Consider the following 11,816-nt stretch of genomic DNA (forward strand, 5'->3'; position numbering starts at 1 on the left):
ATCGGATGCAAAACGAAAACAAAGCCGACGTCGCGGGCCTCGAGGAAGCGTTGCCGGAGATCCTGATGCGCATCGTCAGCGAGCTGCATGACGTGGCCTATTTGATCGAGCGTGTCGAGCCACAGCTTTTGGAACTGGGCGGTTCAAAAGTGCTGGAATCCTCCGACAGCATCAAGGTGCTGCAGGGCATCGACCTCGCCGTGCAGAAGACCCGTGGGCTTGCCGAATTCATCGATACCATCACCGGATCGATTCCGTCGGCCTGGATGATCGACATGACGACCGCACTCAGCCTCGTCAAGCTTGCCGAAATGCAGAAGACTCTGGGCGCCGGTTTGCGCCATGGCCATTCCCAACCGCTGAGCAAGGCGGCTGGCGACTTCGACTTTTTCTAGCGCGGACCGGGTCACCGGCTAGCGGATATCCCGCTTTCTTCTGGCTAAGCCGAAATGAATTCGGCATTTCAGCCTCGCGAAACTCTCGCACAAGTTTCGCTTTCTATGGTCTCGCCAAGGGCAAAAGCCCTCAAACCTTTCTTTTTGATGGTGCGAGACAGAATGAATCTGTTAAATCAATTACTTCAGGTGCTGAAGAACTTCGGGTCGTTAGGCCAGACGAAGCTTTTGGCCATGGGCGGTGTAGCCCTTGTTTCATTCGCAATCATCATTGCTGGTGCTCTTTACGTCAACAAACCGGCCTTCGAGACGCTTTATGTAGGCCTGGAACCGGTCGATTTGAACCAGGTCAGCATTGCGCTTGCCGAATCAGGTCTGAATTTTGAAGTCGGGACCGACGGTGCGAGCATTCGTGTTCCCGTCGGCATGACCAGCAAGGCCCGTCTTCTGCTCGCCGAGCGCGGCCTTCCCAACAGCGCCAATGCCGGCTACGAGCTTTTCGACAATGTCGGCTCCCTCGGCCTGACCTCCTTCATGCAGGAAGTGACGCGTGTCCGCGCGCTGGAGGGTGAAGTCGCACGCACCATCCAGCAGATCAGCGGCATCGCAGCTGCCCGTGTGCACATCGTCATGCCCGACGTCGGCAATTTCCGCCGCGGCGAACAGAAGCCGACGGCATCCGTGATGATCAGAGCGGCCTCCGATGCAGGCCGCAAGTCCGCCGCCTCCATCCGCCATCTTGTCGCATCCTCGGTCCCGGGTCTGGACGTCGAGGACGTCACGATTCTGGATTCGACCGGCCAGCTTCTCGCATCCGGCGACGAAACAGGCGGCGCCGCAACGCGCTCGCTCGGTGTCGTGCAGTCGGTACAGCAGGAAATCGAATCGAACATCGACAAGGCGCTCGCACCGTTCCTCGGCATGGACAACTTCCGTTCCAGCGTCACCGCCCAGCTGAACACCGATAGCCAGCAGATCCAGGAAACCATCTACGATCCTGAATCGCGGGTTGAGCGTTCTGTCCGTGTGACCAAGGAAGCGCAGAAATCCCTGCAGCGCCAGTCGGATACGGCAGCGACCGTCGAGCAGAACATTCCCCAGGCAGCCCCGGAAAGCGGCGGCGCCGGCCCGGAATCGTCTGACGAGCAGGACAAGAAAGAAGAACAGACCAACTACGAAATCAACAGCAAGACCGTTGCGACTGTCCGCAACAGCTACACGCTCGAGAAAATCTCGGTAGCCGTCGTCGTCAACAAGGGCCGTATTGCCAAGATGGTCGGCGAGCCGGTCGATCAGGCCAAGATCGATGCCTATCTCGCAGAAATGCAGAAGATCGTGTCTTCGGCCTCCGGCCTTGATGCTGCCCGCGGCGACGTCGTCACCCTGACGGCGATGGATTTCCTCGAGAACCAGCTGCTTGAAGAATCCGCAAGCGGCCCGGGCATCATGGAAATCCTCAGCCGCAATGTCGGCGGGATCATCAACTCGCTCGCATTCGTCGCCGTCGCCTTCCTGATCGTCTGGATGGGGATCCGTCCGATGGTCCGCAGCGCCGGCGGTGGTGCTGGTGCCGCCGCACTGACCGGCGACATCGGCGAGCAGGCGGCAGGGCTGGAACTTCCGGATTTCTCCCCGGCGCTCGGCGGCGGTGCAGGAAGCTCGCTCATGGACGGCTTCGGCTCCGACTTCGGATTCGACAGCACCGACGACCTGCTCACCCTCGACGACGACGCAGGTGGTGGCTTCAACCGCCGCGTCAAGGAAGGTCCCGAGCGGCGCCTGTCCCGCATGGTGGAACTCTCCGAGGAGCGCGCCGCCAAGATCCTCCGCAAATGGGCTGTGGAAAACGCGGCCTGAGGAAAATCGATTTACAAACGCAAACCGCGCCCACCGGCGCGGTTTTTGCGTTATGGTGGTCGCGCGGCAGTATTACAGCGCGATCTCCCCAATGGGCTTTCGCTTTAATTGGGGATCTACCGTGACTGGTTGTGATCTTTGACTATTTATATTTTAAAATGAACATGATTCGTTAGGCCCGTGAGATGAGGGCAAGCGTTGAGTCGGGTTCAGCCGATGAAATGCGCCTGGCTATCTTCTCGCTGGGATGTCACGTCCTCGAAGGGGCAGCGCTACATGGATGCCGAGCTTACAACGGAGGGATCAGGAAGCATAGTGCGCTCACCCGCACGTGCCGAGCCTCTGCAGGGCTCGTCTTCCAGGGAGATCCTGATCCATAAATTGGCGGCGCCGGGACAATCCGGTGATCTCGCCCACTGCTTGCGCATGTTGACCGAGTATCTGGGTGCGTCGAATTATCTTCTGGCGCGCTACGATCTTGTTCAGGAAGACGGCCTCGATTTCGTCGTGGCGTCCGACTGGCCATTCGATCTCGTCCGTCGTCTGGACAGCGAACTGGCCACGACCTATTCGCAGTCGACCGAACTTGAGAAATGCATGTCGGTGCTGCAACCGAAGTACAATCTCCTGCCCGATGACGTGCATGTGCTGGACGGGATCAGTCGCCAGTATTGCTCGATCACCTTGAACGTCGGGCGCACGCGCCTGGCCCTGATGCTGCTGTTTCCGCAGGATCACGTCCTTGCGGCCGACCGTCTGCGCGAAGTGGGTCTGCTGATCGGCTATGTTGTCGGCCTTTCGGTCAGCAAAGGCCAGAAAAGCGACCGCGATTTCGAGCTGACAGAACGTGAGCTGGAATGCCTGTTCTGGATTGCCGAGGGCAAGACCAGCGACGAGATCGCCACGATCCTGGGGATCTCGCGCAACACGATCAACAACTACATTACCAGCGTCATGCGCAAGACGGCAACAAAGACGCGTTCTGAAGCGATCGCCTATGCGGTCAGAAACAATCTCGTCTGAGGGGGCGGCATGGGGCATCAAAACAGACCTGGCGGTTCTACTCTTGAAGACGCGACCTGGTCCAGCCAGCGCCCTGTCACGTCCCGCACCGATATCTTTCCGAAGCTTGTCTCGCTCCAGCGTTCTTTGAACGCCCGCGGGTTTGCCGCGTTCCGCGTCGCCGGCGCCAGCCTGCCGCACAAGCGCCGCCTGGATGCGGAATACGAGAACTGGAGCTCCGGCCTCAGCAGTGGCCGTGACGCCTTTGTCGCGGCCTATGGCGACACGCTGCTCGGCCATATCGAGGCCTCGACGCTGCCGCTCATGTGGTGTGCCGACGACGAATCGAGCTTCATCGAGGCTTCGGATTTCACCCCTTTCACCACCCAGGTCGATGCCCGCCTGCTGCCGTATTCCGGCATCGCGTTTCCGGTCCGTCTGGGTGCCGTGGGCAATGGCTACATTGTCTTTCCGACAGCCGGTGGCGCGGATCTGCCGGGCGAACTGGTGTTGTCCGTACACAGCCGCTGTTATCAGGTGATGACCGATATCCTGTCGCTCGATGAGCGCAAGGCGATGACGTCGGAAACCCTGAGCGAGCGTGAGATCGCTTGCCTTCAGCTGGCCGGCGATGGCCGCATCAGCGAAGAAATCGCCGAGCGGCTGGGCCTCTCGGTCCATACCGTTAACGCCTATCTCGGTTCGGCAACGATCAAGCTCGATTCGGTCAACCGGATCCAGGCGATCGCCAAGGCGATCCGCCTTGGCTACATTACCTGATCACCTCCCGCAGGTTCAGCCGTATAACGGAGAGGCCTGTGTCTTGACGAAGCGGGCTTCGCGCAACCGCTGTTCAAGCATACGGGTATTGGCGTCTGGGTCGCCGGCCGTTTCATGAAACGCGATATGGTTGATCTCGAGCCCCGCGGTCTCGTTGGTCAGGGTGAGCTGCGCATAGATCGTGATATCGCGCGGCTTGATCTCGAGGTCGAGCACGATCTCCGGCGGACCGCCCCATTCGAGCCGATACTCCCCCCCCGAGCCGAAATTGACGGTGCCCGGATGAAAATAGAGTTCCGCGGCCGAAGAAATGAGATCTGCAATATTCCCGTAAAGTTCAAAGCGTAAAAGTGAAATGAGATCGGCTGCGTCGAGCAGGCGCATCTCGCTTGCGACGGGGCTGATGGCTTCTGCCACAATACGTTCACGCTGGGTGGTGTAAGAGCACTTTTTCATAGTGGCTAGCGGATCCGTCTCTTGGGGGCCTTCGACGCGTAGACTCGGTGCACGAGTTCGGCGACGGCCTTGTAAAATAACGACGGGATCACGCTATCCACTGAGACTTGCGCAAACATGGAGCGGGCGAGGGGCGGATCTTCAAATATGGGAATATTGTGCTCACCGGCGATTTCGCGGATCTTCAGCGCAACAAGGTCCTGGCCCTTGGCAACTACAATAGGCGCTTCGTTCTCCTCACGTACATAGCGTAGCGCCACGGCAAAGTGGGTCGGGTTGGTGATCACCAGCGTGGCGCGCGGCACGTTGGCAATCATGCGCCGGCGGGCACGGTCACGGGCGATCGAACGCTGCCGCGCCTTGACCACCGGGTCGCCCTGGGACTGCTTGTGCTCGTCCTTGATTTCCTGCTTGCTCATGCGCAGTTGTTCGTACCAGTGGTACCGCGTCCAGAACACGTCGACCGCCGCCAGCAGCGCCGTGGCCAGCAGGATGATGATCAGCATCTTTTTGATGATGACAGAAAACTTGATGAAGATGGTTTGCGGATCGGAGAACATCGAATCGATCATCGCGTAGTAGTCGTGCCGCAACGCGAAGACCATGATCACCGAGACGATCACGATCTTGAACAGGGATTTGCCGAACTCGACCATGCCCGGGCCGCTGAAGATGCGGGTCCAGCCCTTGGCGAGCGAGATGCGATTGGCCTGAGGGGTGATTCTGTCCAGTACGAAGCTCGGAAGGTGCTGGACGATGCTGGAGCCGGCGCCCAGCACCATGAACAGGATGAAGGCCGGTGCCAAAAGCGCGCCGATTTCCCAGCCGAGATAGGTGAACAGCGAGACCACGTCGGTCGCGGTTCCGATCTTCCATTGATCGGGACGCTCGAACAGGTCCTTCAGCGTTTCACCAAGCCGGCCGATCCCGCCGGGCAGGAAGAAGACCAGATAGAAATAGAAGCCCAGCGTGGAGGCAAACAGCGCGAGTTCGCGCGATATCGGGACATTGCCCTTCTCGTGCGCATCGCGCACCTTTTTCTCGGTAGGGTCTTCGGTTTTGCTGTCTTTATCTTCATCGTCAGACATGACCGTCGCAGCCCTTCAGACCCGTGGAGGCATCCACTGCCCGTGTGATGAAGTCGGTGCCGTCGAGGCGCGCCGGCCGGCCACGATCATCGCGCCCGGCTGAAACGTAACCGCCCGCCGATTGCTGTTCAATCGGCGGGCGGCAATTTGTCGGGTTTTCAACAGAGGCGCAGGCTTAGGCCGCCTGATTCTCGCCTTCCGTCTCCTTGAGCTGGATCTGTCCGGTATTGGCGAGGCGAATCGCTTCTTGCGCCACGGCGCGGCGGGCGATGGCGATCTCTCGGGGATTGATCCCCGTGGTGCCGGACTGCAGATCCGATTCGATCATGCGGCGCGAACGCGGGCTGATCGATGCCAGGACACATTCCTTGATCTCGGCGCTGGCGCCGCGAAGCGCCATCGTGAGGATATCGGCGGAAATGTCGTTGAGCAGCAGGACGCGGCTGCGCTGCGGCATGGCGAGCAGATCCTCGAACAGGAAGATCTTCGGGCGAACCTTGTTGACCGATTCCTTGCTGATCGATTCCAGCGAGGTGAGCAAGGTATCGACTTCGTTCTTTTCCAGTTCGTTCATCAGTTCGGCAACCTTCGCCGAACCCGTCGAATTGCGGTCTGCGTCGATCTCGGCGATCAGGTCGTGGACCCGGTTCTCGATGATCTGCGCCGCTTTCGGGCTGACATTCTTCAGGTTGACGGTACGGTTCATGATGTCGGCGCGACGGCTGTCCGGCAGTTTCAGGAGTACCTTGGCACCGAAGGAGGAGGGCAGCATCGACAGGATGTAGGCGACCGTCTGCGGGTGTTCACGCATCAGGAACTTGGCGATGAAATCGGGCTCCGCATCCTGCAGGCGATCCCAGATCGAAGCTTCAAAGGCCTGGAAGGCGGTGCGGCGGCCGAGAAGACCGTCGACTTCTTCGGGGGTCAGGCCTTCCTCGAGAATGCTCTCGATGGCCTTGGCATTGTCCATGAGGCCCGCACCCTCGGTGAACAGGTCCTCGAATTCGTTGACCAGTTCCAGCAGTTCATCCGGTGGAATGGTGCGCAGCGTCTGAGCCGATGCGATGATCGTCTGCAGTTCCGCCTGGGTAAAGTACTTGAGCAGCTTGCCTGCAACACCCTTGCCCATGGCCAGCAGCACGGCGGCTGCCTTGTCGGCCTGGGAAAGCGGTTTACCGGTTAAGGAGCCGCCAAAATCATCAAAGTCCATCATGGTCTTGTCCTCTCTGGCCCATCATGGGTCAGGATGTCTTGGTCGCCATCACTTCGATCAGCTTTACACCGAAGCGGGTGTCGTCGTTTTCGAGAACGGTGATCTCGCCGCGCGCGATGCGCCGACCGTTCACCATGATCTCGACAGGCTCGCCGATCTTTTTGTCCAGCGCGATGATGGCGCCTTCCTCGAGGTTCATGAGCCCTGAAACCTGCATGCGGCTGGAGCCGAGCACGATCTGGACATCGATCGGGATATCCATGATCAGATCGATATTGGCGCTCAGGCCGCTGCCCGGTTCCTGGCTGCCGCTGCTGGGAGCGCTGTCGAAGGACGAATCGCCACCGAAGCTGTCGCCACCAAAGCTCGACCCGCCGAACGCGTCATCGGTGCCGAACGCATCTGCGCCGCCCAGGTCGCTGGTCGTGGACGAGCCGCCGAAATCGGATTCGAAAGCGGCCAATGGATCGCTGGAGCCACCGAAATCGTTCAGGTCTACGCCGAAATCGGAGCCGATGTCGGGGAGCGTGCCGTCGGCATCTGCTTTCAGGACGCCGCGCAGGTCATCGACTGCCATGTCGAAATCCGCATCGGAACCCGGCATCGCCAGAGCGTCTTCTTCCGTCTTGGGGGTCTTTTTCGTAGCCATGGATTCATTATTCCTGTTGAAACTTGCCTCAAGCTGCCGTGGGGGGACCCCGGCCGAAAATGCTTAGCTCATCAAATGTCTTAGAATTTCATCTTCGCTGCTCACATTGTCTTTGACGCGGACGGTATAGCGGTCGCCGGCACGACCGAATTCGCAGCGATACATTTCTTTTCCATTGGCGCTGACGTCGACCATGACGTCACCCTTGTCCTGGAACGGAATGACATCGCCGGCGACAAGCCGCGAAATGGTGTTGAGTGTCAGTGTTTCCAGGCGGATCTTGGCTTCCAGCGTGACCTGCGAGCGGCGAACCTGCTCGGCGATCTGGTCCTGCCATTCCTTGCGCGTCCGCGACGACTGGTTCTTCGACTTCGGCACGGTGACGACCGTCTTCAGCAGCGCCTTCTGCGGAACCACAAGGTAGAATTCCGAATCGACCGTACCGAGCGTGACGCCCATCTTGATCGTCACCGCATATTCGTCGATGTGATCGTCTTCCGGCTTCGGCCGATCCTCGGCATTATGCGCCTTTTCGATCAGCGGTTCGAAGCCTCCGGGGGCATTGACGCCCGAGCGCAGCACGTTGCCGATCTTGTCGAAGACCATGGTCGAGAGATCGAGCTCGATCTGCGACAGTGGCCTCTCGATCGGCTCCTGGATCGTTTCGGGAATTGCACCGAGCAGGTTTTCCATCAGCGTGATGATGAAGCTGTTGCCGCAGGCCATGACGAAATTCGGCGACCAGTTGCGCAGCTGCGTGTCGACCAGAGCGACATTGTCACCCAGATCGGCGATCAGGTCGTTCATCAGGCCGCTTTCGAGGCCGTTGAAGTGAACGTCGATCTTCAGCCCTGTTTCGCTGTGGAATACGTCGGGCAGGAACTCGATATACAGATGGCCGAAATCGGCGCAGAGCCGCTGCAGCGACTTCGCATCGCCGAGCCCACCGGTCAGCCGCGCCAGCAGCGCCCGATCCATGACTGGCAGAGATGTATCTCGTGGTTTTGGTTCGCTCATGGTCACGCCGCCTTGCTTTCACCGCCGCCGCCGGGGTTCATCATTTCCTGCTCGACCGCGTCGATCGACGGACGCTCGTAGGACGAGATTGTCTTGCGGCCATATTCGAGTGCCACCTGCGGAACCGAGCCGTTCATGTAGGCAAGCAGGGTCTGCTTGACGATGATGTACAGGCGGTGCTGCTTGGTGCGAACCATCTTGATCTGCGAGATGATCGGGTTGCACAGGCAATAGGACAGGAAGATGCCGAGCATGGTGCCGACAAGTGCGGCGCCGATCAGGCCGCCGAGAACTTCCGGCGATTCGTTGATCTTGCTCATCGCCTTGATAACCCCGAGAACCGCGGCAACGATACCGATGGCAGGGAAGCTGTCGCCCATGGCCGTGATCGCGTGATAGGGCTTCATCTTGTCGTAGAGGATGGTGTTGATTTCTTCGTCCATCAGCGCCTCGATCTCATGGCTACGGGCGTTGCCGATGATGATCAGGCGGACATAGTCGCAGATGAAGGAAGTGAGTTCCTTGTTCTTCAGCAGGTTGGGCGCTGCCGTGAAGATGCTGGATTCCTCGGGATTGTCGATATGGGCTTCGATCTCGTTGCGCGACTTGGTGCGCAGGTCGCGCATCAGCGAATAGAGCACGCCCAGCACGTCGAGATAGGCACGCTCCTTCGGCACGGCATGCTTGAACGCCTCGCCGATCGCCTTGCCTGAATCCTTCACCACTTTCATGGGATTGGCCATGATGAAGCCGCCGACGCCGGCGCCACCGATGATCATCAATTCGAACGGCTGCACCAGAACGTCCAGGTGACCACCCATGGCCATGAACCCGCCGAGCACGCAGCCAATCGTAATTACAAATCCGATGATGATATTCATTTTGCCCGCACCTGAACGTTATTTTTCAGGTTCAGCGATACGGCCCGTGCCTTGCGTGAGGCTGAATCAAAACCGGCATTGCATGCCTTGCGCAACCATTTTTACAGGGGCCGAGCGCCAGACAGCTTCGCGCAAGCCATTTGCCGCAAGAAGAGCGCTGACGGACGCAAGCATCCCGTGGTCCGCGCAGTCGAGATTGTCCTTGTATATGACCAGCCAGCCTCTCCGTCGACAGCGGCACAATGCGCCCGATCGATCAGGCAAGTCCCTGGCGGTGAACGACAATCCTGGCCGCGCCCGGAGTTTGCCTACCCCTTTTCGTGTCCGGTTCGACCCGTGTCAGGTTGGACCCATGGCGTTCTTTCATCTCTGATGCTCGGAGGCAAATGACATGCAATCCGGAATCTATGTCTCGCTATCCTCGCAGATCGCGCTTGAGCGCCGTCTGACCACGATCGCCGACAACATGGCCAATGTGAACACGGTCGGCTTTCGCTCGACCGAGGTGAAGTTCGACGAGGTGTTGAGCAAGACCGGCAATGACCTGAACGCCAAGATCGCTTTCGTGTCCCAGGGCAACGACTACCTGTCGACCAAGACCGGCGAACTGGCGCAGACCGGCAATGTGCTCGACTTTGCCATCAAGGGGGATGCCTGGTTTGCCATCGACACGCCGATCGGCCAGGTGCTGACGCGCGACGGCCGCTTCACCATGAAGGACACTGGCGAGCTGGTTTCGACCAAGGGTTTCTCGGTACTGGATGCCGGCGGTGCGCCGATCCAGCTTAACCGGGCCGGTGGACCGCCTGAAGTGGGCGCGGATGGCGCAATCATGCAGGACGGACGCCAGGTGGCGAAGCTCGGCGTGTTTACCGCCGACGTGCGCAACGGCTTCCTGCGCTATGAAAACAGCGGCGTGACCACCGTCGACGCGCCCCAGGCGGTCGTCGACAATCCGGAAGTCTCGATCATGCAGGGCTATGTCGAGAATTCCAACGTCAACGGCATCGGCGAGATGACCCAGCTGATCCAGGTCAACCGCGCCTTTGAAAGCGTCAGCGCGCTGATCAGCGGCAGCGAAAGCTCGATGAGCGAAGCAATCAAGATTCTCGGCGGCAGCGCCTGATCCTGAGATTGGAATAGAATGGCCCAGCCTGAGAACGCCCCCTTCGTCTTCTCCCCGAAGCTCAGCCAGCTGTCGGCACTGGCGACCCGTTATGCCAAGCCCGAATATTCGGTGACGCATGGCGGCCATGTCCGGACGATTGCGGCGGGTCACTACACCGTGACCGGCCTGTCGCGCCATGTCCGGCTGGGCGAATTCGTCGCGCATCGGTCGGCGACCGGCGTGCATCTGGGTGAAGTCGTGCGCGTCGAGCCGGATATCGCCTATGTCTGCCCGATCGAGCCGGGCGAGCCGATCGGCATCCATGACGTGGTCATCCGCAAGGGTGCCTTCCGCATTGCGCCGGACGACAGCTGGTGCGGGCGCACCATCAACGCGCTCGGCGAACCGATCGACAATGGGCCGGGCATGGCATCCGGCCAGGAGCGACGTCCGATCGCTACCACGGCGCCGCCCTCCATGACGCGCAGGCGCGTCGATCAGGGTTTTCGCACAGGCGTCAAGGCGATCGATATCTTTTCTCCGCTCTGCCTTGGCCAGCGTCTCGGCATTTTTGCCGGCTCCGGCGTCGGCAAATCCACGCTGCTTTCGATGCTTGCGCGTGCCGATGCCTTCGACAAGGTGGTCATCGCGCTGGTCGGCGAACGTGGTCGCGAAGTGCGTGAGTTCATCGAGGATACGCTCGGCGACAACATGGCCAAGTCGATCGCCGTTGTGGCTACCAGTGACGAAAGCCCGATGCTGCGCAAGATGGCGCCCTTGACGGCCATGACGATTGCCGAGCATTTTCGCGACAAAGGCGAAAATGTCCTGTTCATCGCCGACAGCATTACCCGCTTTGCCCACGCGATCCGCGAAGTGGCGACGGCCGCCGGTGAACCTCCGATTGCCCGCGGCTACCCGACCTCGGTATTCACCGAACTTCCGCGCCTGTTGGAACGCGCGGGTCCAGGGGCTGAAGGTGCGGGCACGATCACGGCCATCATCTCGATCCTGGTCGATGGCGACAACCACAATGACCCGATCGCCGACTCGGTTCGCGGTATTCTCGATGGCCATATCGTGCTCGATCGCAGTCTTGCCGACGAAGGCCGGTATCCGCCGATCAATCCGCTTACCTCCATTTCCCGTCTGGCGCGCAAAGCCTGGACCGGCGAGCAGGAGAAGCTGGTCTCGCGGCTGAAGGCGTTGATCCATCGTTTCGAGGAAACGCGCGACCTGCGCCTGATCGGCGGCTACCGCAACGGCAGCGATCCCGATCTCGACATGGCGATCAAGCAGGTGCCGGTGATCTATGAAGTTCTGAAACAGTTGCCGAGCGACAAGCCCTCCAACGATGCCTATGCGGATCT

At 59.8% G+C, this 11,816-nt stretch carries 12 protein-coding genes; 6 read left to right on the forward strand and 6 right to left on the reverse strand.

The features are described 5' to 3' along the window. Window positions 1-5 precede the first annotated feature (5 nt). From cheT to visR, 4 genes are all read left to right on the forward strand, one after another. Complete coding sequence (gene cheT / locus PDO_RS16245) at window positions 6-395, forward strand: chemotaxis protein CheT (protein ID WP_007604203.1); 390 nt, start codon at window positions 6-8, stop codon at window positions 393-395. Between the two features lie 162 nt (window positions 396-557). Continuing rightward, entirely contained in the window at window positions 558-2,252 is a 1,695-nt protein-coding gene (gene fliF / locus PDO_RS16250; RefSeq protein WP_007604205.1) for a flagellar basal-body MS-ring/collar protein FliF, read from the forward strand. Between the two features lie 276 nt (window positions 2,253-2,528). After that, entirely contained in the window at window positions 2,529-3,275 is a 747-nt protein-coding gene (gene visN / locus PDO_RS16255) for a transcriptional regulator VisN (protein WP_037074478.1), read from the forward strand. 9 nt (window positions 3,276-3,284) lie between these two features. Further along, window positions 3,285-4,034, forward strand: coding sequence for a transcriptional regulator VisR (gene visR, locus PDO_RS16260; RefSeq protein WP_007604209.1), 750 nt, complete (start codon window positions 3,285-3,287; stop codon window positions 4,032-4,034). Window positions 4,035-4,049: 15 nt separating this feature from the next. On the opposite strand, the gene PDO_RS16265 is transcribed toward visR, so the two are convergent. From PDO_RS16265 to motA, 6 genes are all read right to left on the reverse strand, one after another. Continuing rightward, complete coding sequence (locus tag PDO_RS16265; RefSeq protein WP_007604210.1) at window positions 4,050-4,490, reverse strand: hypothetical protein; 441 nt, start codon at window positions 4,488-4,490, stop codon at window positions 4,050-4,052. Between the two features lie 5 nt (window positions 4,491-4,495). After that, on the reverse strand, window positions 4,496-5,578 hold the full coding sequence (gene flhB / locus PDO_RS16270; RefSeq protein ID WP_007604211.1) for a flagellar biosynthesis protein FlhB: 1,083 nt from the start codon (window positions 5,576-5,578) through the stop codon (window positions 4,496-4,498). 175 nt (window positions 5,579-5,753) lie between these two features. After that, complete coding sequence (gene fliG / locus PDO_RS16275) at window positions 5,754-6,791, reverse strand: flagellar motor switch protein FliG (RefSeq protein WP_007604212.1); 1,038 nt, start codon at window positions 6,789-6,791, stop codon at window positions 5,754-5,756. A gap of 28 nt (window positions 6,792-6,819) precedes the next feature. Continuing rightward, complete coding sequence (gene fliN / locus PDO_RS16280; protein ID WP_007604213.1) at window positions 6,820-7,440, reverse strand: flagellar motor switch protein FliN; 621 nt, start codon at window positions 7,438-7,440, stop codon at window positions 6,820-6,822. A gap of 63 nt (window positions 7,441-7,503) precedes the next feature. Further along, window positions 7,504-8,463: a FliM/FliN family flagellar motor switch protein gene (locus PDO_RS16285; RefSeq protein WP_458574657.1), complete on the reverse strand. Its 960-nt coding sequence runs from the start codon at window positions 8,461-8,463 to the stop codon at window positions 7,504-7,506. Then, the gene (gene motA, locus PDO_RS16290) at window positions 8,460-9,338 is read right to left on the reverse strand and encodes a flagellar motor stator protein MotA (protein WP_007604216.1); all 879 of its coding nucleotides are present in this window, start codon (window positions 9,336-9,338) and stop codon (window positions 8,460-8,462) included. Before motA ends, PDO_RS16285 begins: the two co-directional genes overlap by 4 nt. Before the next feature lie 391 nt (window positions 9,339-9,729). Here motA and flgF point away from each other — a divergent pair, with 391 nt between their 5' ends. Then, entirely contained in the window at window positions 9,730-10,464 is a 735-nt protein-coding gene (gene flgF / locus PDO_RS16295) for a flagellar basal-body rod protein FlgF (RefSeq protein ID WP_007604218.1), read from the forward strand. A gap of 18 nt (window positions 10,465-10,482) precedes the next feature. Further along, window positions 10,483-11,816: flagellar protein export ATPase FliI (gene fliI / locus PDO_RS16300; protein ID WP_007604220.1), on the forward strand; the 1,334-nt coding region annotated here is incomplete at its 3' end.

Source organism: Rhizobium sp. PDO1-076 (assembly GCF_000247475.1).
Lineage (GTDB): Bacteria > Pseudomonadota > Alphaproteobacteria > Rhizobiales > Rhizobiaceae > Allorhizobium.